Origin of the sequence: Streptomyces sp. NPDC090445 (assembly GCF_044769385.1) — a bacterium.
Lineage (GTDB): Bacteria > Actinomycetota > Actinomycetes > Streptomycetales > Streptomycetaceae > Streptomyces.
This window is the reverse complement of sequence record NZ_JBIVXV010000042.1, coordinates 30,162-52,817: the sequence shown is the minus strand read 5'-3', so window position 1 is coordinate 52,817 and position 22,656 is coordinate 30,162. Positions and strand designations below refer to the sequence as shown.

Genomic DNA, 22,656 nt, shown 5'->3' with positions numbered 1-22,656 from the left:
CGGTGGACTGGGCCGCGGTCAGCCCGCCCGCCCGGCACCGGCGGCTCTCCCTGCCGGCCTACCCCTTCGCCCCGGACCGCCACTACGTCGAACGCCCCCCCCCCCCCCCCCCCCCCCCCCCCCCCCCCGGCCCCGGGGGGGGCCCCCCCCCCCCGGTCCGGTGCTCCCGTCAGAACTCGACGAGGAGTTCGCGCAGGCCGCGGATGACGTAGCCCGGCTGCCACTCGGGTTCGCGGACGAGCTTCAGCGGCGGGACGCCGTCGGCCAGGAAGGCGCCGAAGGACGCCGTCAGCTCGCGGCGGGCGAGCGGGGCACCCAGGCAGTAGTGGATGCCCGCGCCGAAGCTCAGGTGGGGATTGTCCGTGCGGGACAGGTCCAGCACGTCAGGGTCCTCGAAGCGGGACGGGTCCCGGTTCGCCGAGCCGAACAGCAGGGCGACCTCCGCCCCGCGGGGGATGACCGTGTCCCCGACCCGGACGTCGTCGAGGACCCACCGCTCGAACATCTGCAGGGGTGTGTCGTAGCGCATCAGTTCATCCACAGCTGTGGACAACTTTTCGGGACGGAGCCCGGCCAGGTGATCCGGGTTCCGGAACAGGGTCCACCAGCCGTTGACGGTGGTGTTCACGGTCGCCTCGTGCCCCGCGTTCAGCAGCAGCACACAGGTGGAGATCATCTCCTGTTCGCTGAGCCGCCCCTCCTCGTCGTGGGCGGCGATCAGCCCGGAGATCAGGTCCTCGCCGGGCCGCCCCCGCCGCTCGGCGATCAGCTCCCGCAGATAGGCGCTGAACTCCACGCTCGCCCGGACCGCCCGCCGCGCCGTCTCCTCGTCCGGCCGCAGCTCGAACATCCCGCAGATGTCCGCCGACCACGGCCGCAGCAGCCCCCGGTCTGCCTCCGGTACCCCCAGCAGCTCCGCGATCACCGCCACCGGCAGGGGCTCGGCCACGACGGTGAGCAGGTCCCCGCCGCCGTCCGCGAGCAGCCGCCCCACCAGCTCTCCCGCGAGCCGCTCCACGGCCGGCGCGAGCCGCTCCACCGTCCGCGGGGTGAACGCCTTAGACACCAGGCGCCGCACCCGGCCGTGCGCCGGATCCTCCAGGTCCAACAGGCCGTTCCCGTTGAGCACATGGAACGGTTCGTGCTCCGGCGGCGGAGCCTCCCGCCCGAACTCCTCGTGCGAGAACCGGTGGAGATACGTCCGCCCCAGCCGCCGGTCGCGCAACAGCGCGCTCACGTCGGCGTAGTGCGGCACCAGCCACTGCCCGGTGGCCTCCCACCAGATCGCCCGGCCCTGCGCGCGCAGCTCCCGGTAGGCGGGGTACGGATCGGCGACGAACTCGGCATCCCACGGATCAAAGCCCATCTCCGCAGCGTAGGCGCTCCGCGGGAGGTGCCGCGATGGAGCCGGCGATCGCCTGCGGCCCGGTTGCGGCCGGCCGTGCGGTTCCCCGCGCCCCTTCGGGGCGCTGCCGAACGCCGGTCGACTCCGCCGCGGCGCCGGGCACCGCTACGCCGGGGTCACAAGGCGCGTCTCGTATGCGAACACGGCCGCCTGCGTCCGGTCCCGCAGGCCCAGCTTCACCAGGATCCGGCTCACATGCGTCTTGATGGTGGACTCGGCGACCACCAGCCGGTCCGCGATCTCCGCATTGGACAGTCCCTGCGCGATCAGGACCAGCACCTCCGTCTCCCGCTCCGTCAGGGCCTCGACCGCCGCCGAACCGGAGAGCCGCGGCGCCGCCGACAGCTTCGAGAACTCCAGGATCAGCCGCTTGGTGACCGTCGGCGCCAGCAGCGCCTCCCCGGAGGCCACCACCCGCACACCCTCGGCGAGTTGCCGGGCCGAGGCGTCCTTGAGGAGGAACCCGGAGGCCCCGGCCCGCAGGGCCTGGTACACGTACTCGTCGAGGTCGAAGGTCGTCAGGACCAGCACCTTCGCGTCCGTGTCCGCGGCGACGATCTCCCGGGTCGCCTCCAGCCCGTTCAACACCGGCATCCGGATGTCCATCAGCACCACGTCCGGCCGCAGCGCCGCGACCCGGTCGATGGCCTCGCGGCCGTCGACGGCCTCCCCGACGACCTCGATCCCGTCCATCGCGTTCAGCAGGACGGAGAAGCCCTCCCTGACCATCATCTGGTCGTCGACGATGAGCACCCTGATCGTCATGCCGGGGCCTGCACCGTGTCCTGGACCGGCTCCTGCCGCCCCCGCACCGGTATGAACACCGCCACCTCGTACCCTCCTGCTTCCGTCGTTCCGGCCGTCATCTCCCCCTCCAGCATGGCCACCCGCTCCCGCATCCCCGTGATCCCGTGCCCGGCGCCGGGCGAGGGCCGCACGTCCCCGGTCGGCCTCCCGTTGACCACCCGTATGCCCAGCCCGCCCAGTACATAGCTGACCTCGACCCCGGCCGCCGCCCCCGGGGCATGGCGCAGCGTGTTGCTCAGCGCCTCCTGGATGATCCGGTACGCCGACAGCTCGACGCCCTGCGGCAGCTCCCGCACCGCGCCCGTCACGGTCTTCTCCACGCTCAGCCCGGCATCGCGCACATTGGCCAGCAGCCCTTCCAGCGAGGCCAGCGTCGGCTGCGGCGCGTCGGGCGCCTCGTAGTCCGCGGAGCGGACCACACCCAGCACCCGGCGCAGCTCCGTCAGCGCCGCCACCGCGTTCTCCCGGATCGTCGCGAACGCGGCCTCCAGCTCCGGCGGCGGGTTCTTCACCCGGTACGGCGCGGCCTCCGCCTGGATCGCCACCACCGACATGTGGTGCGCCACCACGTCGTGCAGCTCGCGCGCGATCGTCGTGCGCTCCTCCAGCAGGGTGCGCCGGTCCCGCTCGACAGCCGTGACCTCCTGCTGCGCGCTGACCTCCTGTGCGGCCTCCCTGCGGACGTGGCGGACCGTCACCGCCAGCAGGGACACCGCCAGCAGGAAGGCCATCGGCGCCACATGGTCCGGCTCGCCCAGCCCGAGCAGGGCGGAAAGCACCATCCCGACGAACAGGGTGATCAGCCACATCCAGCCGGCGGCCCGGGGCCGGGTCCGCAGCGCCACCACGGTCACCACGAACAGGTACATGACGAAGGCGCCCGGCGACCGGGGCCATATGCCCGCGTCCGCGCCGGCCAGCGAGAGCACCCCGGTGGCCAACAGCCCCGCCCAGAACGCCCCCACGGGACGGACCAGCGTCATCAGGACCGGCGCGGCCGCCACCAGCCCCACCACGAGACTGCCGAGCGCCCAGTCGGTGCCGCTGCCGGTCGAGGCGAGCAGCAGCACGAACAGGGCCACCGCGCCCACCACGGCATGCGGCAGGTGCGCCGACCGCCTGCGTATCCGCTGCGGGAGCCAGCGCACGAGCAGGCCGTCCGTGCGCATCGGCGGCAGCGGCCGGTACGCGAACGCATCCGTCACCAGGTCCTCGCGCAGGCCGTGCAGCAGGTCGGAAGCCAGCCGGAACTCGGGGGACCGGGGCGGCGCCCCGGATGTGGTCGTCTCGGTCATGCCCCCACGGTAGGTCGCCCTCCCCGTCGTCCGCGTCGCCGCCGAAGGGGATCTGCGGGCCTCCCTCTCAGGTACTACGCGCGGCCCTCAGTAGCCCGCCGGACGGACCAGACCCGACTCGTACGCGAACACCGCCGCCTGCGTGCGGTCGCGCAGCCCCAGCTTCACCAGGATCCGGCCCACATGGGTTTTCACCGTCTGCTCGGCGACCACCAGCCGCGCCGCGATCTCCGCATTGGACAGGCCCTGCGCGATCAGCGCCAGGACCTCGGTCTCCCGCTCCGTCAGCTCCGCGATCCGCGCCTTCGACGGCGCCCGCGGCGCCCCCAGCCGGGAGAACTCGGTGATCAGCCGCTTGGTGATGTTCGGGGACAGCAGTGCCTCCCCGGCCGCCACCACGCGCACCGCCTCCGCGAGCTGGTCGGCCGAGGCGTCCTTCAGCAGGAAGCCGGAGGCCCCGGCGCGCAGCGCCTCGTACACGTACTCGTCGAGGTCGAAGGTGGTCAGCACCAGCACCTTCACGGCGGAGCCCGTGGCCGCGGTGATGGCGGACGTCGCCTCGATGCCGCCCATGCCGGGCATCCGGATGTCCATCAGGACCACGTCCGGCCCGAGTTCGGCGGTCTTCGCCACCGCGTCGGCGCCGTCCACGGCCTGCCCGACGACCTCTATGTCCGGCTGCGCGTTCAGGAGGACGGTGAAACCCTGCCGGACCATCATCTGGTCGTCGGCGATCATGACCCGGATCGGGTCGGCCGGCGTCGTCATCGTTCTGTTCAGCCCTTCTTCGTCGCGGGATCCATGGGCAGCACGGCGCTCACCTCGTACCCTCCGCCGGGCCGCGGACCTGCGGCCAGCTCGCCCCCCAGCATGCCCGCCCGCTCCCGCATCCCGAGCAGCCCGTGCCCCGCCCCCTGCGAGGGCGGTACCGGGCGGGTCGGGGCGGTGTTGGCGATGCACAGGTGCAGCTCCTGCGGCCCGTACGCGATACCCACCTCGACCCGTGAACCGGGCGCGTGGCGCAGGCAGTTGCTCAGCGCCTCCTGCACGATCCGGTACGCGGTCAGCTCGACGCCCGGCGCCAGCGGCCGCCGTATCCCCGCGATCTCGGTGGTGACGGTCAGGCCCGCGCCCCGCACGTTGTCGACGAGGCCGTCCAGTTCGGCGAGCGTGGGCTGCGGGTGGTGGGGGTTGGCCGGGTCGTCGGGATGCTCGGAGCGCAGCACGCCCAGCACCCGGCGCAGCTCCGTCAGCGCCTCCAGCGCGTTCTCCCGGATGCCCGCCAGGTTCTCCTTGAGCTCCTCGGAAGGGTTCTCGACCAGGTGCGGGGCGACCTGCGCCTGGATGGAGATCACCGACATGTGGTGGGCGACGACGTCGTGCAGTTCGCGGGCGATGCGGCTGCGCTCCTCCAGCAGGGTGCGCTGGGCGCGCTCCTCCTCGGTGAGCGTCTCCTGCTCGACGAGCCTGGTACGGGCCAGCCGGGTCGCGCGCAGGGCGTACCCGAGCACGCCGACGAAGCTGAAGAGGAGCAGGACGCCCAGGATGAAGCTCTCGCCGTGTTTCGGCTGCAGGGCGAGCTCGGCCAGCCCGGTGAGGACGACGGGGACGGCGACGATGATCACGGTCACCCGCGGCGGCACCCGCAGGGCGGCCAGCAGCAGCACCACGGCGAAGGCGACCATCCCGCTCGGTGGCCAGGGCCAGGACTGCCCGACGCCGACGTGGTCGTGGATGTGCGTCGCGACCAGGCCCGCGGCCAGCAGGGCGAGCCACCAGGCGGCGACGGGGCGGAACATCGCGAGCAGGATCGACGCGCCGGTCGCCAGCCCCGCCACCAGCGGGTAGCCGCCGGTGACGTGGTAGCGGTCGCCCATCTGTTCGGTGGTCAGGAACGTGAAGAACACCGCGACGTAGGCGACGGCGATGTGGGGCAGCCAGGCGAGCCAGCGAGGCCGGGACAACCTGGGCAGCGGGTTCCGCTCCAGGGTGAAGAGGTCCAGCGCCACGGTACGCAACAGGCCCCGGCCCCGCGCGGCCGGGCCGACGGCTCCGCCGGGTGTCCGGACCACGGGGGCTGCCGGGTGCTCGCTCTGGTCGTTCACGGCGCCCAGCCTAGGCATGGGTGATCACCTCTTCGGCCGCCGGCCGTCCGGAGGTCGGCACGGCGGAGCCCGCGACCGTCCGGGAAGGGGCGCCGGTGCCCCGCCGGGGCCGCCTGGCCTGCTCGTACGCGCGGAACGCGCTCCAGCACACGGCCAGCGCGGCGGCGAAGACCGGCAGCCACAGCAGCCGGGCGGGTATCCACAGCGGCGAGTCGGGGACGGTGTGCAGCCCGGGCAGGTCGGCGGGGGCCAGCATGCCGAGCGTGGTGACGGCCATCATCGCGGTCTGGTGCCACAGGAAGATCGTCATCGCGGACAGGTTCGCCAGCGCCACCGCCGCCCACACGCGGGGCCGCCGCATGGCCCGGGCCACCGGCTCCCGCAGCAGCAGGGCCAGCCCGCACTGGGCGAGGCCGAAGGCGGCCGCGGCCAGGGTCGGCGGGTTCAGGTTCGACACCTCCGCTCCCGGAACACCGACCATGGACGCCGGGTACCCGCCCCACAGGACCAGCGCGGCGGTCCCGGCCGCACCCCCGCCCAGCAGCAGTGCGGCCGGGGTGCGCCGGGCGAACGCCCCCCGGGACCAGGCCGCGCCCAGCGTGTAGGGGACGAGCCAGCCTGCGGCCACGTTCACCCAGCCGACCCACTCGGGCCCGCCCTGCCCGAACCGCCACACGTCCACGCCCGCCACCACGGCCAGCGGCCACAGCGGGTTGACCCGGGCCACGAGCGGGGTGGCGGCAGTGAGCGCGGCGAAGACGAGGAGGAACCACAGCGGGGAGAGGACGAGCCGGAGCAGCGCGTGCACGGTCTTCTGCTCCGCCCCGCCCAGCAGCATCCCGGCCCCGGCGACGGCCCACACGGCCAGCACCGCGGCGACCGGCCGGAACAGCCGCGACAGGCGCTGCCCGACCCACGCGCCGTACGGCACCCCGCGCTCCCGCGCCGCCGCATGTCCGCGGGCCGCGAGATGCCCGCCGACCAGGAAGAACACGGCCAGCGTTTGGAACACCCAGGACACCGGCGCCAGCCAGGGCATACGGGACAGCGGGCTGGTGGTGCTCAGGCCGCCGTCGGCGGTGGTGGTCAGCGCGGTGACCAGCCAGTGCCCCAGCACCACCCCGAGGATGGCGAAGGCCCGCAGCGCGTCCACGGTCCGGTCCCGGCCGGCGGGCGTGGACGCGTCCACCCGGTCGGCGAGGACGGACCAGCGGGCGCGGAGCTTACGCACGGGGGGCCTCCAAAGTGCCGAGGACGATGCGGGCCAGGCTGTCGAGGGACTCGGTCCCGGGCTTCAGGTAGTCGCTGTGCCCGCCCGGCCCGGCCGCGAACGCCCGGGCGCCGAAGGCGGGGGCGACGGGATCCGTGCCGAACCCGACCGCGCCGATACGGACGTGCGGGACCCGCCCGATCCAGTCGTCGCCACCGCGGCCGGCCCAGACCCGGGCACCGGTGGGCAGTTCGGCGGCGGAGGCCGCGCCCGTGCCCGGGCTGCCGAACAGGGCGATGTCGCCGACCTTGGGCCCGGTGGCCGTACGGGCGCAGACCACCGAGCCGTAGGAGTGGCACAGGAGGGAGAGCCGGGCCCCCGGAACGGAGGCCTGCTCCAAGCGGCGGAGGAACGGCGCCAGTTCGGCCGCGGCCTCCTGCGCCCGGCCGGCGGTGAGCACGGTCGCGCTGACCGTGCCGGGCGTGTCGTACCCGAGCCAGGCCACCACGGCGGAGCGGGCATGCTCGGCCGTCAGGCGCTGCTGCAGGGCGACCGCCCCGGACCGGAACCGCTGGTAGGTGTCCAGGGTGGTGTCGGAGCCGGGCACCAGGACGGTGATCCGGTCGGCGGTCTCCAGGTCGCCGAACACCTCGACGGCACGCCCCCTGCCCCGGCCGTCGAAGGCGAGGAACCGGGCGGTCCCCTCCGCCTCCATGGCGTGGAGCCGGTCGGCGCGGCCGGTGCGGCCGGCGTCCCGGGCCATGCGGGCCGCCTCGGCGAGGTTGGCGAGGTTCGCGGCGTACGCCTCCCGGGGCGCGGCCCCTTCGGCGAGCGCCGCCGGTATCGGCGCCGGCACGTCCGGGGAGGCGGCGGCGGACACGGGGACGGCCACGGCCGCGGCGACGAGGCCCGCCAGCAGGGTGCGGCGCAGACGGCCGCGCAGGCGGCCTGCGGTGCGGCGTCCTCCAGAGCCTTCTCCGAGGCGTCCTTCTCCGGGGCGTCCTTCGAGGCGGGTCATGGCGGTCCCCCTGCTCCTTCGCTGCCGGCGCGCGGCGCCCATCGGCTCCTCCGAGCGGCCTGCGGTCGGCGGCCGGCTCTTCTGCGCTTTCTGGTATCGAAGTTAGGAATCGGAGGGCATGGTTGGCGTCCCGCTGGGGAGCCGCCTTCGCGCATAGCTCTCAGGTATGACAGGGGCAACCTGAGAGCCAGAAAAGGCTGTTCGGGAGGGGGTGTGGATCATCCCCGGGGCTGCATCCCCGGGGCGGGCTCCAAGTCCCTTCGAAGGTCGCGGACTTGCCGCCGGCGGTCCGCCGGCGGTCCGGCGGAGGCCTGGAGGCGGTTCGGGGACGGTCGCTACGGTGGCGGGTGTGATCGACAACGACTGGCGCAACGACCGCATAGGCAGCGCACACCGCGGTGAGAACCCGACCGTGCTGCGCCGCCTCGACCAGAGCTTCGCCGTGATCGGAGACCGGCAGTTCCTCCCCGGGTACTCGGTGCTCCTGACCGACGACCCGTCGGTGACCCGGCTCTCCGACCTGCCCCGGGCGCGCAGGACCGCGTACCTCGGCGACGTGGAGCGGCTCGCCGAGGCCGTCGAGCGGGCCTGCCGGCGGCTCGACCCGGCCTTCCGCCGGGTGAACATCGAGATCCTGGGCAACAAGGACCCCTACCTCCACGCCCACATCTGGCCCCGCTACGACTGGGAGCCCGCCGACCTGGTCCAGCTGCCCGTCTGGCTGTACGAGGAGCAGTACTGGAGAGGCAGCGAGTACGAGCTCGGCCCCCGTCACGACGGGCTGCGCACGGCCATCGGCGAGGAACTCGACCGGCTGGGCGGCAGCGAGGCCGACTGACCGGGCGCGGGGCGGGAGGGCCGTGCGGGCCGCGCCGTGCGGGCCGCGCCGGGTGGGCCGCGCCCGCGCCGGGCCGGGCCGGGGCGTGCCGGGCAGCCGCACCGGGCCGGGGCGGGGCTACGGGGTGGTCGCCACCCGGATGCCGAAGCCGATCAGGACCACCCCGGTCACCCGGTCCGGCGCCCGGCGCACGCGCGGCCTGCCGAAGAACCGCCGGGCGCGGGACAGGACGTACACGTACGTGCCCAGCCAGGCCACCGTCAGCAGGACGTGGATCAGCACCAGCAAGGCCATGCCCGCCGCCGGGCGCAGGCCGGACGGGGCGAGGGCGGGCAGCAGGCCGGTGTAGAACACGGCGATCTTGGGGTTGAGGGCGTTGCTGACGAGGCCGGTGCGCCAGGCGTCGGCGGCGGGCCGGCTGCCGGTGCCCGCGCGGGCGGCGGGGGCCGCGGGGGCTTCGGGGGCCGGAGGCGCGCCCGGTCGGCGCAGGGACTGGACGCCGAGGAAGCAGAGGTAGGCGGCACCCGCCAGCTTCACCACGAGGTACACCTCGGCCGAGGCGGCGAGCAGCGCGGCCAGGCCGGCCACGGTGAGCACGCCCCACAGGAGCAGGCCCGCCGTGATCCCCGCCACGGTGCGCAGGCCGTCGGCGCGGCCGCGGGCGACGGCACGCCTGGTCACGATGGCCATGTCGGGGCCGGGGACGAGGGTCAGGAGTGCCAGGACGCCGGTCGCGGTGAGGAGTTGCGTGAGCACGCGGCTCAGTGTGCCACCGGGCTGCGGGCGCGGAGGGTCTTGCGGGTGGGCTGCCGCTGCGCGGGGCCTTCTCCCCGCCCCGCCCTTCCCCCGTTCCCCGGGGCTCCGCCCCGGACCCGGTGCGGAGCGAGCCCCGGCACCCGGTCCGGGCAGCAGGGCGGGGCCGGGGGTTTCGGGGCTCTGCCCCGGGCCCCGCGCCTCAAACGCCGGCGAGGCTGGAATTGTGCCGGCCGGGTTGGAATGGTGCGGGCCGGGCTGGAGCGGCGCGGGCCGGGTTGGAATGGTGCCGGCCGGGTTGGAATTGTGCCGGCCGGGTTGGAATGGTGCGGGGCGCCGCTCCAGGCGTTGGGCGATGCGGTGGCGGGGGCGTGTCCTATGTGTTGGTGGGGGTAAGGGGCGGGAGGGTGTCCAGGGCGGCGGTGAGGCGGTCGAGGGCGGCGACCGTTTCGCGGAACGCGGCGTCGCCGAGGCGCTCCGCCAGGGCGGTGGCCAGGGCGGCGTGGCCCGGGTTGATGCGGGCGATCGCGGCGCGGCCCGCCTCCGTCGGGCGGAGCAGCTTCGCGCGCCGATGTGCCGGGTTGGGTACGTACTCCGCGAGGCCCTGGGCGGCCAGCAGGTCCGCGACGCGCTGGACGCTCTGCCGGGTGATGCCCATGGCGCGGGCGATGCCCGCCACCGGCAGGGGTTCCCCCAGGACCGCGCCCAGCACCTGCCACCGTGCCGCCGTCAGCCCGGCCGGCCGGGCCAGCTCCTCCGACAGGGCGAGGAAGCGCCCGTTCAGGCCGAACACGCCGAGGGCGGTGCGGCTGAGCAGGTCCTGGCGGGCGCGCAGCGACAGGGGTTCCCCTGCCGACTCCGTCTCCGTCTCCGGGTCCGGGTTTGGATCCGTCTCCGGGTCCGTCTCCGGGTCCGTCTCCGGACCCGGACCCGTCGGCTCAGGCATCGCCGCGTTCCGCTGCTGCCATGAGGACCGGGAAGGCGGTCTCGTCGGAGTCGTGGAACAGGCGGTACCACGCGTCGAGGACGTCCGGCTTGTACGCGCCGAGCAGGGCGAAGACCTCCCGGGCGAAGGCCACGGGCTCGGTCGGCCCCGCCGTGATCAGGATGCCGTCCGTGACGGCGTCGGCCTCCACGTACCGCCCGGCGCCCGCGTAGCCCGGCTGCACGTCCAGGTACGCGGCGGCCGCACTGGTGTGGGCGCGGTCGTCCAGCAGGCCCGCGCGGGCCAGGCCGGCCGTGGCGCCGCAGATCGCCGCGACCGGCACCCCGGCCGCCAGGAACTCCCGCGCCTTCGCCGCGAACGGCGCCAGGTCGTCGCCGGTGTCCCACAGGGAGGCGCCCGTCAGGATCAGGAGGGACGAGTCCTCGGGGGAGAGGTCGGCGAGGGCCATGTCGGGCTGGATGCGGATGCCGCCCATGGTGGTGACCGGCTGCTCCGCGGTGGGGCCGACCGTGCGGATCCGGTGGCCGCGCTGGGTCAGGTGGGCGGTGGTGTGGCCGGTCTCCCAGTCCGCGTACGTGTCGTAGACCGCCAGGTGGATCCGCTTCGGTGACGTCGTCATGGGATTGCCTCCTTGCCGGAAGGGTCAGCGCCTCGGCGCCTTGTGGCAGTAGGCTGTCATCTCGACAGTGTGCTGTCAATGCCAATGGGCTGTTCGCTTGCTGTCGGCGAAATGGGGCGGGCGACAGACTGCCGAGGGGTGGGGCCAGGGTCCATACAGTCCGCCGATACCCCTCCGACCTGCATACTTCTAGCGTGGCCGCATGACCCCTCACCTCCCCCTCGACGCGGACGGAGTCGCCGTCAAGGCCGCCGACCGCAAGCACGTCTTCCACTCCTGGTCCGCGCAGGAGCTCATCGACCCGCTCGCCGTCGCCGGGGCCGAGGGCTCGTACTTCTGGGACTACGACGGCCGCCGCTACCTCGACTTCTCCTCCCAGCTGGTGAACACCAACATCGGCCACCAGCACCCCAAGGTCGTCGCCGCGATCCAGGAGCAGGCCGGCCGCCTGTGCACCCTGGCCCCCGGCTTCGCCGTCGACGTCCGCTCCGAGGCCGCCCGGCTCGTCGCCGAGCGCACCCCCGGCGACCTGGACAAGGTGTTCTTCACCAACGGCGGCGCCGAGGCCGTCGAGAACGCCGTGCGGATGGCCCGCCTGCACACCGGCCGCCCCAAGGTGCTGTCGACCTACCGCTCGTACCACGGCGCCACCGCCGCCGCGATCAACCTGACCGGCGACCCGCGCCGCTGGCCGTCCGACACCGGCGCGGCCGGGGTCGTGCACTTCTGGGGGCCGTTCCTCTACCGCTCCCCGTTCCACGCCGCCACCGAGGCCGAGGAGTGCGCGCGCGCCCTGCGCCACCTGGAGGACACCATCGCCTTCGAGGGGCCGGCCTCCATCGCCGCGATCATCCTCGAGACGGTCCCCGGCACCGCCGGGATCATGGTCCCGCCCGCCGGCTACCTGGCCGGCGTACGCGAGCTCTGCGACCGCCACGGCATCGTTTTCATCCTCGACGAGGTCATGGCCGGATTCGGGCGCACCGGGAAGTGGTTCGCCGCCGAGCACTGGGGCGTCACCCCCGACCTGATCACCTTCGCCAAGGGCGTGAACAGCGGCTACGTGCCCCTGGGCGGCGTCGCCATCTCCGCCGCCATCGCCGACACCTTCGCCCGGCGGCCGTACCCGGGCGGGCTGACGTACTCCGGGCACCCCCTGGCCTGCGCCGCCGCCGTGGCGACCATCGCCACCATGGCGGAGGAGGGCGTCGTCGAGCACGCCGCCCACCTCGGGCAGAACGTGATCGGCCCGGCGCTCGCCGAGATCGCCGAGCGGCACCCGTCGGTCGGCGAGGTCCGGGGCCTGGGTGCGTTCTGGGCCGTGGAGCTCGTACGGGACCGGGAGACGCGGGAGCCGCTCGTCCCGTACAACGCCGCGGGCGCCGACAACGCGCCGATGGCCGAGTTCGCGGCGGCCTGCAAGGCTTCGGGCCTGTGGCCCTTCGTCAACATGAACCGGGTGCACGTCGTCCCGCCCTGCACCGTCACGGAGGCGGAGGCCAAGGAGGGCCTGGCGCTCCTCGACGAGGCGCTGACCGTCGCGGACCGGTACACCACGACCGGCTGAACGGCGGCTGCGGGCCCGTACGCGATCTGTATCTACGTATAGATCCGCATAACGTCCCGGAATCGAACGGTTTCGGCCGCGCCGCCTGGCCTAAGGTGTCCGAAGTTCACCGAAGGAGACGGACCCTTATGTCAGGCGGCGCCGCGGTCACCCGCAACACACTTCGCCAGCAGATCGCCGACGCGCTGCGCGACGAGGTGCTGGCGGGACGCCTGCCTCCGGGCACCGAGTTCACCGTCAAACAGATCGCCGAGCAGTACGGGGTCTCCGCGACCCCGGTCCGCGAGGCGCTCGTCGACCTGTCCGCCCAGGGACTGCTGGAGTCGGTGCAGCACCGGGGCTTCCGCGTGCGTGTCTACACCCTGGACGACTTCCGGGGGATGATCGAGGCCCGTACGCTCATAGTCGACGGGATCTTCCGGCGGCTCGTGGAGCGCGGCACAGCGCCCGGCTCGGGCGAAATGCTGGTGTCGGTGCGCCGTCGGGCCGAGGAGGCGTGCCGGGCCGCACAGAGCGGCTCGCTCGAAGTGCTGATCGGCTACGACCTGCGCTTCTGGAGGGAGCTGAGCGGGCTGGTCGGCAACACGTACATCTCGGAGTTCTTGCACCGCATCCGCGTGCAGTGCTGGGCCTTCGCCGTGCCGCACCTGAAGGCGGCACCGGACCTGCACGCCGGGCTGTGGTCGGGCCACAACGAGCTGGTCGACGCGGTGGCGCTGGCGGACGCCCACGAGGTACGCCGCCTCGTGCACGCCTACAACCAGCACAGCCTGGACTGGGCCGCGACGCTGAAGCCGGTCGCCCTGTGACCGGCCCGGGCGTGAACCAGAACACGGGCACGGGCACCGGTACCGGCGCGGGCGTCGGCACGGGCGTCGGCACCGCCACCGCTACCGGCACGGGCATCGGCACCGCCATCGACGCGGAAGCGGTGCCGCGCGCGGCCGGATCGGTCGGCCTGTCCGTCGTGATCCCCGCCCGCGCCGACGGGCACCGCATCGGCGCGACGGTCGCCGCCCTCCGCGAGCACCTCGACGCCCGCCACGGCACCGGCACCGGCGACTGGGAGCTCCTCGTCGTCGACGACGGCTCCGCGGACGACACCGCGGACGCCGCCGGGGCCGCGGCCGCCGGCGACCCCCGGATCCGGCTGATCCGGCTGGACGGGCCCCGCGGCAAGGGCGCGGCGCTGCGCGCCGGGGTGGCGGCCACCGCCGGGCGGCGGGTGCTGCTGACCGATGCCGGGCTGGGCACCCCGCCGGCCGAGCTGGACCGGCTGGAACGGCTCCTCGGAACCGACCCGGACACCGGCGCCGACACCGACACCGACACCGGCTCCGGCGCCGACACCGACGGCCCCGGCTCCCCCGCCGCCGTCCTCGGCCGGACCGGGAGCCGCCTCGTGCGGGCGCTCGGCATCCCCGGGATCCCCGGGTTCCGCGCCGACACCTGCGCCTTCGCCCTCTTCGACGGGGACCGGGCGCGGGCCGCCTTCGCCGCCTCGACCCTCGACGGCCCGGCCGTCGACGCCGAGATCACCCGCCTGCTGCGCCGCCGGGCCGGTGCCGGGGCCGTCGTCGAGGTTCCGGTGCGCCGCCGCGCCGAGGCGCGGGCCGACCGGCCGGCGCCGGGCCGCCGCAGCGCCGCCGGGCTGCGCGCGGCGTTCGGGGACCTGCTGGGCCTGAACGCCGGCGGCCTCACCGTCGCCGCCGTCTTCCTGGCCCTCTCCTTCTACGTCTTCCACGGCCTGTGGGCCGACCTCGACGGCCGCTACCTGAAGGACGCGCTCCAGGACCAGAACCAGTGGGAGTGGTTCGTCGGCGTCGCCACCGACAACATCGCCCACCTGCGCAATCCGCTCTTCACCACCGCCCAGGGCATGCCCGACGGCGTGAACCTGATGGCGAACGCGACGATGCTCGGCCTGACCGTGCCGCTCATCCCGGTCACGCTGCTGTTCGGCGAGACCGTCACGTTCGCCCTGGTCCTGACCCTCGGCATGGCCGCCAGCGCCTGGACCTGGTACTGGCTGATCCGCCGCCGCTGCACGCCGAACCGCTGGGCGGCGGCCGTCGGCGGGGCGCTCGCCGCGTTCGCGCCGCCGATGGTCTCGCACGCCAACGGCCACCCGAACTTCGTCGTGCTCTTCATGCTCCCGCTGATCGTCGACCGGGCGCTGCGCCTCGCCGAGGGGCGGAACGTGGTCCGGGACGGGGTGCTGCTCGGGCTGTTCGCGACGTACCAGATCTTCCTGGGCGAGGAGCCGCTGCTCATCGCCGCGCTCGGCATGCTGGTCTACTGCCTCGCCTGGCTCGCCGTCGACCGCCGCCGCGCCCTCGCCGCCGCGCCGTCGCTCCTGCGCGGCCTGGGGATCGCCCTGGCCGTCTGCCTGCCGCTGCTGGCCTTCCCGCTGTCCTGGCAGTTCTTCGGCCCGCAGAGCTACCACTCGGTCCTGCACGGGGACAACGCCGGCAACAGCCCGCTCGCCCTGATCGAGTACGCCGCCCGCTCCCTGTTCGGCGACGCCGAGACCGCGGGCCGCCTCTCGCTGAACACCACCGAGCAGAACGCCTTCTACGGCTGGCCGCTGCTGGCCCTCGGCACGGCCGTGTGCGTGTGGATGTGGCGGCGCCCCGCCGTCCGCGCGCTGGCGGTCACCGGGGTCGTGGCGCTGCTGCTGTCCCTCGGGCCGCGGGTGCCCGTACCGCGCACCGACCTGGTGCTTCCCGGCCCCTGGGCGCTGTTCGCGCGGATGCCGCTGTTCGAGTCGGTGATCGAGGGCCGGGTCGCGATGGTGTGCGCGCCGATCCTGGGCGTCCTGGTCGCCCTCGCGCTCGACCGGGCCGCGCAGGCCCGCACCCGTGAACTGCGCACCGTCGGCCTGCTGGCCGTCGCGGCGGCGCTGATCCCGATCCTGCCGCTGCCGCTGGCGGTACGGGACCGTGCGCCGGTGCCCGCGTTCATCACCTCGGGCGCGTGGCAGCGCTACGTCAACCAGGGTGAGGTGCTCGTTCCGGTACCGCTGCCCGACCCGGGCCAGGCCGACGCCCTGCACTGGCAGGTCGAGGCGGACTTCGGCTTCCGCCTCGCCGGGGGCTACTTCAACGGCCCGTGGGGGCCCGAGCGGATCGGGATCTACGGGGCCGCGCCGCGCCACCTGTCGAACCTGCTGCGGGACGTCCGCTACGGGGCCGCGCCGCCCGAGGTGACGCCGCAGTGGCGGGAACAGGCCCGGCAGGACCTGGAGCACTGGAAGGCGGGCGCCGTGGTGCTGCCGTTCCAGGACCGGTCGGACGAGCTGAAGGCCCTGATCAGCGAGCTGTTGGGGCAGCAGCCGGAGCAGGTGCTGGACGTGTGGGTGTGGCGGGTCGGCACCCGGCCGGATTCGCTCCCGGGCGGGTCGCAGTCGCAGCCGTAGCCGCAGCGATGGCTGCAGCCGCAGCCGCCGCAGGGCCCGCCGCAGGGGCGCGGAACGGCCTGCCGCAGGGCCCGGCTTCGGCCGGGTTCTGCGCAGGCCTTCGCGGAGGGTGTCCGGCGCATTACGCTGACGGCATCGGCGGCAACGACTGATCGGAGCCCGAGTGGCCTGTGACCTGTGGCTGGTCCCCCTTGTCGACGTGCTGTGCCACAGCCCCGACAACCCCTTCGCGGAAGAGATCGCCTCGTACGACAGGGCGCTGGGCGAGGCCGGACTGCCGTCCGTGCCGGTGTTCGCGTACATGCCGGGCCTCAGCGGGGACGTCGCCCCGGTCGCCGGCTTCGACTACGACGCCCTGCACTTCCTGCGGCGGGCATACCTGCTGCAGGTCCGCGGGCTGCCGGTGACCCCGGTGGACGGGCTGGGCGGGGACTACGAGCAGCTGCTGGAGATGTTCGAGGCCACGGCCCAGCAGTCGCACCTGGTGTGGCACTACGACCACGCCGGGGCGTACGTCCCGGTGGACTTCGCGGCGCCGCTGGCGAACGAGGAGCTGCTGGCCGCGGGCGGGCCGCTGGGGTCGGCGCAGGGCCTGCTGCGGGAGCTGGCGGTGGTGGCCCCGGCGATCGGGATCGATCCGGCGAACCCGCCGGTGGCTCCGGCCCCGCCGGGCCGGCCGACCTCACTGGAGGAGCCGGCGGGTCCGGTTCCGTACGACGACAGCCCCTTCGCCCGGGAGCGGCACGTGTGGCTGGGCCTGCACGCGGCCGCGACCCGCAGCCTCGGCCAGGGCTCGATGATCATCTTCAGCTGACCGGCGACCCGGCGACCCGGCGACGCGGCAACCCGGCTGAGCGGCGAACCGGCTGACCGGCGGGCCGGGAGCCCGGCTGTCCCGAGGGCCCGGCCGACCGCGGCCCGGCCGGACGTGCCGCTTCAGCGGGGCTGCTCCGGGGGCCGCTGCCGCGGCATGTTGGGCCGGGTCCCCGGCGGCAGCGGGAACCGCGCCGGCGGGACCCCGGCCTCGGGGCGGGTGGCGGGGCCGCCCAGCGACTGGAGCACCAGCGGCGCGGGCCCCGAACCGAACTCCAGCATCCACTCGGCGGTCTCGGAGCGCACGAGCTCGGTCACGTCCTCCGAGAACCGCCGCAGCACCGTCAGGCAGCGCTCCGCGGCCTCGCTCGCCGTGCCCTCGGTGGGGCCCAGGACCTCCCGTACGTTCTCCGAGGCCCAGTCGAACTGGAGGGTCTGCAGCCGGCGCTGCACCGCCTGGGCCGTCGCGACGTCCCGCATCCAGCCCGAGGTCAGGCCGAAGAACCGGTCGCAGGCCACGCAGGCCGCGGCCAGCAGCAGCGAAAGGCAGCCGTAGGTGGTGGCGCCCGGCGCGGCTCCGGTGAGCTCCAGCAGCGGCATCGCGGCGCCCACGACCGCCCCCACGGCGGCGCCCACCCGCAGGATCCGCGCGCCCCTGCGCTTCCATGCGCGGTCGGACATGTACCACTCCGCCGTGCGCAGCGCATCCGCCTCGACCCGACGGTAGAGCTCGTCCAGCCGCTCGGCGGGCTCACCCCAGTCCCCGAGGGGGAACGGTCCGCCGGTCAGATCGCCCGCCGCCATGGGCCCGCCGCCCTCCTCCCGGGATCCCGGGGAGTCCCGGGGTTCCAGGGGATCCCGGGGTGGCCCCTCGGGCTGCATCTCCGGCTGGCTCACCCGGCACTCCCTCTGCCTGCGCTGACGTGTGGTGGTGCGCGTGTGCGCAATGATGCGCATGCTCTTCCTACCTTCGAATGACAGCCGGTGGGCGAAGAATCCCCGGATTTCCGCCCGCAAGAAGGTCACCGGCAGCGGCGCGCACGCCCGGCCACTCACTCGAAAGAGTTGGTCCTCACGGCGTAGGGCGCTGCGCGCGGTGAGCACGTAGGCTCGGATTGACCAAGCGTTCCGACGGTACGGAAGAGAGTGACCTGTGTTTCCCGGTGGCGGACAGCCCAACATGCAGCAGCTGCTCCAGCAGGCCCAGAAGATGCAGCAGGACCTCGCGGCGGCCCAGGAGGAACTGGCGCGCACCGAGGTGGAGGGCCAGGCGGGCGGCGGCCTCGTCAAGGCCACCGTCACCGGCTCCGGTGAGCTGCGCGCACTCGTGATCGACCCCAAGGCCGTGGACCCGGAGGACACCGAGACCCTGGCCGACCTGGTCGTCGCGGCCGTCCAGGCGGCCAACGAGAACGCCCAGGCGCTCCAGCAGCAGAAGCTGGGCCCCCTCGCCCAGGGCCTGGGCGGCGGCAGCGGCATCCCCGGCCTGCCGTTCTAGGCCCCCGCCCACCGGGCCACCGCCCACGGCCCACGGCCCCGTCCGGGGCCCCGGCCCCCGCCCGAGGCCTCCCGGCCCCCATCAGCCATCCAGAGCAGAACAGAAAGAAGGCAGTCCGTTGTACGAAGGCGTGGTCCAGGACCTGATCGACGAGCTGGGCAGGCTGCCCGGTGTCGGGCCCAAGAGCGCGCAGCGGATCGCCTTCCACATCCTGCAGGCGGAGCCGACCGACGTCCGGCGCCTCGCGCACGCGCTGCTGGAGGTCAAGGAGAAGGTCCGGTTCTGCGCCGTGTGCGGCAACGTGGCGCAGGCGGAGCAGTGCGGCATCTGCCGCGACCCGCGCCGCGACCTCACCGTCATCTGTGTGGTGGAGGAGCCGAAGGACGTGGTCGCCATCGAGCGGACCCGCGAGTTCCGGGGCAGGTACCACGTCCTGGGCGGCGCGATCAGCCCGATCGAGGGCGTCGGCCCGGACGACCTGCGCATCCGCGAGCTGCTGGCGCGGCTCGCGGACGGCGAGGTGACCGAGCTGATCCTGGCCACCGACCCGAACCTGGAGGGCGAGGCCACGGCCACGTACCTCGCGCGCATGATCAAGCCCATGGGCCTGAAGGTCACCCGCCTGGCCAGCGGGCTCCCCGTCGGGGGAGACCTGGAGTACGCGGACGAGGTCACGCTCGGGCGGGCCTTTGAAGGAAGGCGACTTCTCGATGTCTGACGCAACGCTGCACGCCCTGGCCCAGGATCCGGACGACTTCGCCGTCCAGATCGCGGACCAGATCGAGTCGTTCATCGTCGCGGTCACCGAGGTGGCCAAGGGCGAGGACCCGGACAGCGCGGTGCCCTTCCTCCTGCTGGAGTTCTCCCAGCTGCTGCTGGCGGGCGGCCGGCTCGGCGCGTACCAGGACGTCCTGCCCGACGAGCGCTACGAGCCCGACCTCGGCCCGGAGCCGGACGTGGACGAGCTGCGCGAGCGGTTCGCGTACCTGCTCGACCCGGTCGACGTGTACTCCGAGGTCTTCGACCCGTACGAGCCGCGCAAGACGCCGGTCGCCCACCGGATCTCCGACGACATCGCCGACGTGGTCACCGACCTGCGGCACGGCCTGGCGCACTACCGGGCGGGCCGGACGGCCGAAGCCCTGTGGTGGTGGCAGTTCTCCTACTTCTCCAACTGGGGCTCGACGGCCTCCGCAACCCTGCGCGCCCTGCAGTCGCTCGTCGCGCACGTACGCCTGGACCAGCCGCTGGAGGCCCTGGACGGGCTGGACACCGACGAGGACCTGGCCGAGGACGACCTCGCCGAGCAGGCCGGCCGGGTGATGGCCGAGGAGCTCGGCACGATCGGCCGCCGGGCGGCCCCGAGGCCGGTCGGCGAACGGTAGGTAGGCGCGAAGAGGGCGCCACGGGGGCGCGAAGAGGGCGCCAAGGGGCGCCGACGAGGGGGAGCGGAGAAGGTGCGGTCCTCGCGCGGGCAGTACTGATCACGGGATGACCCAAATGTCTCATGATGTGGTACGTGGCGGCCGGATTGCGGTCGCTCGTTAGACTGGCCCGCGACCGGAGTACTGGAATTGAGCGAGGAGCGCACGTGGGCCTTGTCGTGCAGAAGTACGGAGGCTCCTCCGTAGCCGATGCCGAGGGCATCAAGCGCGTCGCCAAGCGGATCGTGGACGCCAAGAAGAACGGCCACCAGGTGGTCGTCGTGGTTTCCGCGATGGGCGACACGACGGACGAGCTGATCGATCTCGCCGAGCAGGTGTCGCCGATGCCTGCCGGACGTGAGTTCGACATGCTGCTGACCGCCGGAGAGCGGATCTCCATGGCACTGCTGGCCATGGCGATCAAAAACCTGGGCCACGAGGCCCAGTCGTTCACCGGCAGCCAGGCAGGCGTCATCACCGACTCGGTCCACAACAAAGCGCGCATCATCGATGTCACGCCGGGCCGTATCCGCACCGCGCTGAACGAGGGCAACATCGCCATCGTCGCCGGCTTCCAGGGCGTGTCCGCCGACAGCAAGGACATCACCACCCTGGGCCGCGGAGGCTCGGACACCACCGCCGTCGCGCTCGCCGCGGCGCTGGACGCCGAGGTCTGCGAGATCTACACCGACGTCGACGGCGTCTTCACCGCCGACCCGCGCGTGGTGAAGAAGGCCCGGAAGATCGACTGGATCTCCTCCGAGGACATGCTGGAGCTGGCCGCCTCCGGTTCCAAGGTGCTGCTGCACCGCTGCGTCGAGTACGCACGCCGTTACAACATCCCGATCCACGTCCGCTCGTCCTTCTCCGGACTGCCGGGTACCTGGGTCAGCAACGAGAAGCCCGAGTCGCAAGGGGACGAGCAGGTGGAGCACGCCATCATCTCCGGAGTCGCCCACGACGTCTCCGAAGCCAAGATCACCGTCGTCGGCGTCCCGGACAAGCCGGGCGAGGCCGCGGCCATCTTCCGCGCCATCGCGGACGCCGAGATCAACATCGACATGATCGTCCAGAACGTGTCCGCCGCGGCGACCGGCCTGACGGACATCTCCTTCACCCTCCCCAAGACCGAGGGCCACAAGGCCATCGACGCCCTGGAGAAGGCGAAGGCGCAGATCGGTTTCGACTCCCTGCGCTACGACGACCAGATCGGCAAGATCTCCCTGGTCGGCGCGGGCATGAAGACCCACCCGGGCGTCACCGCCTCCTTCTTCCAGGCGCTGTCCGACGCGGGCGTCAACATCGAGCTGATCTCCACCTCCGAGATCCGCATCTCGGTGGTGACCCGCCAGGACGACGTCAACGCCGCCGTCGTCGCCGTCCACACGGCCTTCGGCCTCGACTCCGACAGCGACGAGGCCGTCGTATACGGAGGCACTGGACGATGACCAACGCCCGGTCCTCCGGCCCGGCGCTCGCCGTGGTCGGGGCGACCGGGGCAGTCGGAACCGTCCTGCTCCAGATCCTGTCCCGGCGGGCGGACGTCTGGGGCGACATACGCCTGATCGCCTCCGCGCGCTCGGCCGGCCGCATGCTGGCCGTCCGTGCGGAGGAGACCGAGGTGCTCGCCCTCACCGAGGACGCCTTCGACGGCCTCGGCCACGGCGACATCGTGATCTTCCTGACCCCGGCCGAGGTCTCGGCCCGCTGGGCGCCCGTCGCCACCGCGCGCGGCGCCGCCGTCGTCGACCGGTCCGCCGCCTTCCGCGAGGACCCCGAGGTGCCGCTCGTGGTGCCCGAGGTCAACGCCGCGGCCGTACGGCACCGGCCGCGCGGCATCGTGGCCGGACCGGACTGCGTCACCGCCGCGCTGACCGCCGCCCTGGGCGCCCTGCACGCCGAGTACGGGCTCGCCGACCTGACCGTGTCCTCGTACCAGGCCGCGAGCGCCGCCGGACGGGCCGGCTCCGAGGCGCTGCGCCGCCAGCTGTCGCTGGTCGCCGGAACCCCGCTGGGCGAGATGACCGGGGACGTGCGGCGCGCGGTCGGCGAGGACACCGGCCCCTTCGCGGGCCCCCTCGCGCTGAACGTCGTCCCGTGGTCCGGGCAGCTCGGCGAGGACGGCTGGTCCACCCACGAGCTGGCCGTACGGGCCCAGACCCGACGGGTCCTCGGGCTGGACACCCTCCCGGTGGCGGTGACCTGCGTCCAGGTGCCCGTGCTGACCGGGCACTCGCTGAGCGTCCGCGCCCGGTTCGAGGCCCCCGTGGACGCCGCGCGGGCCCGCGAGGTCCTCCAGGCCGCCCCCGGCGTGGTCGTCGTGGACGAACCGGCGGCGGGCGAGTTCCCGACCCCCGTGGACGCCGCGGGAACGGACCCGGCGTGGGTGGGACGGCTGCGCGCCTCCCTCGACGACCCGCGCTCCCTGGAGTTCTTCGTGTGCGCCGACAACCTCCAGGGCGGTGCCGCCCTGAATGCCGCGCGAATCGCGGAACTGATCGCTGATGAATTCGCGTAATGCACTTTGTAGGATCAGGTGCTGATCCCCTGATCAAGGTGATGGCCTGACTGCCGCTGGACGGACGGGGGCAATCAGGAAGAACGAGTGCGCATGAGGGCAATGAGGATGGTGCTGGCCGGTCCGCCTCGCGCGTACAACCCTGGTGGGGGGACGCGTGTCCAACTGGCGTGGCAGAGGCACTACTCGTACGCGACAGCGCACCGGTGCGCAGCACGATCGGTGCACCGCAGCGCCGGCGCACCCAGACGACCGGAGAGATCCCGGTGACCGTCCCGGTCCCGCCGGCCGTGCCGCCCGCCTCCGCCCCGCCCGCCCTGCCGACCCCGGGCGGCCGCGTGCCCACGCCGCGCGATAGCGCGGGACCCGCCGACCCCGACGCGAACGACACGCACGACGCGAACGACACGCACGACGCGAAC

General features: G+C 73.7%; 21 protein-coding genes. 10 read left to right on the top strand and 11 right to left on the bottom strand.

Going from position 1 to position 22,656, the window contains the following annotated elements; genetic code table 11:
- Positions 1 to 169 precede the first annotated feature (169 nt).
- The 7 genes from ACIQUT_RS37695 to ACIQUT_RS37665 all read right to left on the bottom strand — a co-directional run bounded on the left by ACIQUT_RS37695 (position 170) and on the right by ACIQUT_RS37665 (position 7,840).
- Positions 170 to 1,366, bottom strand: a complete 1,197-nt coding sequence (locus ACIQUT_RS37695; protein ID WP_403569919.1) for a cytochrome P450 — start codon at positions 1,364 to 1,366, stop codon at positions 170 to 172.
- A 144-nt stretch (positions 1,367 to 1,510) separates the two neighbouring features.
- On the bottom strand, positions 1,511 to 2,170 hold the full coding sequence (locus tag ACIQUT_RS37690) for a response regulator (protein WP_403569917.1): 660 nt from the start codon (positions 2,168 to 2,170) through the stop codon (positions 1,511 to 1,513).
- Complete coding sequence (locus tag ACIQUT_RS37685) at positions 2,167 to 3,507, bottom strand: sensor histidine kinase (protein WP_403569915.1); 1,341 nt, start codon at positions 3,505 to 3,507, stop codon at positions 2,167 to 2,169. Before ACIQUT_RS37685 ends, ACIQUT_RS37690 begins: the two co-directional genes overlap by 4 nt.
- A gap of 87 nt (positions 3,508 to 3,594) precedes the next feature.
- Positions 3,595 to 4,275 (bottom strand): response regulator, encoded by a 681-nt coding sequence (locus tag ACIQUT_RS37680; RefSeq protein ID WP_403569913.1) that lies wholly within the window; start codon positions 4,273 to 4,275, stop codon positions 3,595 to 3,597.
- 8 nt (positions 4,276 to 4,283) lie between these two features.
- The gene (locus ACIQUT_RS37675; RefSeq protein WP_403569911.1) at positions 4,284 to 5,612 is read right to left on the bottom strand and encodes a sensor histidine kinase; all 1,329 of its coding nucleotides are present in this window, start codon (positions 5,610 to 5,612) and stop codon (positions 4,284 to 4,286) included.
- A gap of 10 nt (positions 5,613 to 5,622) precedes the next feature.
- Positions 5,623 to 6,843, bottom strand: coding sequence for an acyltransferase (locus ACIQUT_RS37670; protein ID WP_403569910.1), 1,221 nt, complete (start codon positions 6,841 to 6,843; stop codon positions 5,623 to 5,625).
- Positions 6,836 to 7,840, bottom strand: a complete 1,005-nt coding sequence (locus ACIQUT_RS37665; protein ID WP_403569908.1) for an alpha/beta hydrolase — start codon at positions 7,838 to 7,840, stop codon at positions 6,836 to 6,838. Before ACIQUT_RS37665 ends, ACIQUT_RS37670 begins: the two co-directional genes overlap by 8 nt.
- A gap of 352 nt (positions 7,841 to 8,192) precedes the next feature.
- Between ACIQUT_RS37665 and ACIQUT_RS37660 the strand changes: the two genes are divergently transcribed.
- On the top strand, positions 8,193 to 8,678 hold the full coding sequence (locus tag ACIQUT_RS37660; RefSeq protein WP_403569923.1) for an HIT family protein: 486 nt from the start codon (positions 8,193 to 8,195) through the stop codon (positions 8,676 to 8,678).
- A 117-nt stretch (positions 8,679 to 8,795) separates the two neighbouring features.
- Here the strand turns inward: ACIQUT_RS37660 and ACIQUT_RS37655 are convergent, their stop codons facing one another.
- From ACIQUT_RS37655 to ACIQUT_RS37645, 3 genes are all read right to left on the bottom strand, one after another.
- Positions 8,796 to 9,434 (bottom strand): LysE family translocator, encoded by a 639-nt coding sequence (locus ACIQUT_RS37655; protein WP_403569907.1) that lies wholly within the window; start codon positions 9,432 to 9,434, stop codon positions 8,796 to 8,798.
- Between the two features lie 373 nt (positions 9,435 to 9,807).
- Entirely contained in the window at positions 9,808 to 10,377 is a 570-nt protein-coding gene (locus ACIQUT_RS37650; protein ID WP_403569906.1) for a MarR family transcriptional regulator, read from the bottom strand.
- The gene (locus ACIQUT_RS37645) at positions 10,370 to 10,996 is read right to left on the bottom strand and encodes a DJ-1/PfpI family protein (protein ID WP_403569904.1); all 627 of its coding nucleotides are present in this window, start codon (positions 10,994 to 10,996) and stop codon (positions 10,370 to 10,372) included. Before ACIQUT_RS37645 ends, ACIQUT_RS37650 begins: the two co-directional genes overlap by 8 nt.
- 202 nt (positions 10,997 to 11,198) lie before the next feature.
- Between ACIQUT_RS37645 and ACIQUT_RS37640 the strand changes: the two genes are divergently transcribed.
- The 4 genes from ACIQUT_RS37640 to ACIQUT_RS37625 all read left to right on the top strand — a co-directional run bounded on the left by ACIQUT_RS37640 (position 11,199) and on the right by ACIQUT_RS37625 (position 16,795).
- A complete protein-coding gene (locus ACIQUT_RS37640) occupies positions 11,199 to 12,563 on the top strand; it encodes an aspartate aminotransferase family protein (RefSeq protein WP_403569902.1) in 1,365 nt (454 codons plus the stop codon).
- 128 nt (positions 12,564 to 12,691) lie between these two features.
- A complete protein-coding gene (locus tag ACIQUT_RS37635; protein ID WP_403569901.1) occupies positions 12,692 to 13,372 on the top strand; it encodes a GntR family transcriptional regulator in 681 nt (226 codons plus the stop codon).
- A gap of 11 nt (positions 13,373 to 13,383) precedes the next feature.
- On the top strand, positions 13,384 to 15,981 hold the full coding sequence (locus ACIQUT_RS37630) for a glycosyltransferase (RefSeq protein ID WP_403569899.1): 2,598 nt from the start codon (positions 13,384 to 13,386) through the stop codon (positions 15,979 to 15,981).
- Positions 15,982 to 16,144: 163 nt separating this feature from the next.
- Positions 16,145 to 16,795, top strand: coding sequence for a hypothetical protein (locus tag ACIQUT_RS37625; protein ID WP_403569897.1), 651 nt, complete (start codon positions 16,145 to 16,147; stop codon positions 16,793 to 16,795).
- A 122-nt stretch (positions 16,796 to 16,917) separates the two neighbouring features.
- Here ACIQUT_RS37625 and ACIQUT_RS37620 read toward each other — a convergent pair whose 3' ends face one another.
- Positions 16,918 to 17,691: an SLATT domain-containing protein gene (locus ACIQUT_RS37620; protein WP_403569896.1), complete on the bottom strand. Its 774-nt coding sequence runs from the start codon at positions 17,689 to 17,691 to the stop codon at positions 16,918 to 16,920.
- 256 nt (positions 17,692 to 17,947) lie between these two features.
- On the opposite strand from ACIQUT_RS37620, the gene ACIQUT_RS37615 reads away from it, so the two are divergent.
- The 5 genes from ACIQUT_RS37615 (at position 17,948) to ACIQUT_RS37595 (ending at position 22,234) form a co-directional block, all read left to right on the top strand.
- A complete protein-coding gene (locus ACIQUT_RS37615) occupies positions 17,948 to 18,292 on the top strand; it encodes a YbaB/EbfC family nucleoid-associated protein (RefSeq protein ID WP_360632362.1) in 345 nt (114 codons plus the stop codon).
- A gap of 118 nt (positions 18,293 to 18,410) precedes the next feature.
- Entirely contained in the window at positions 18,411 to 19,010 is a 600-nt protein-coding gene (recR, locus tag ACIQUT_RS37610) for a recombination mediator RecR (RefSeq protein WP_179175812.1), read from the top strand.
- Entirely contained in the window at positions 19,003 to 19,677 is a 675-nt protein-coding gene (locus ACIQUT_RS37605) for a DUF5063 domain-containing protein (RefSeq protein ID WP_403569894.1), read from the top strand. The genes recR and ACIQUT_RS37605 overlap by 8 nt, the downstream gene beginning before the upstream one ends.
- A 206-nt stretch (positions 19,678 to 19,883) precedes the next feature.
- A complete protein-coding gene (locus tag ACIQUT_RS37600) occupies positions 19,884 to 21,164 on the top strand; it encodes an aspartate kinase (protein WP_360632353.1) in 1,281 nt (426 codons plus the stop codon).
- Complete coding sequence (locus ACIQUT_RS37595) at positions 21,161 to 22,234, top strand: aspartate-semialdehyde dehydrogenase (RefSeq protein WP_403569892.1); 1,074 nt, start codon at positions 21,161 to 21,163, stop codon at positions 22,232 to 22,234. The genes ACIQUT_RS37600 and ACIQUT_RS37595 overlap by 4 nt, the downstream gene beginning before the upstream one ends.
- Positions 22,235 to 22,656: the final 422 nt, after the last annotated feature.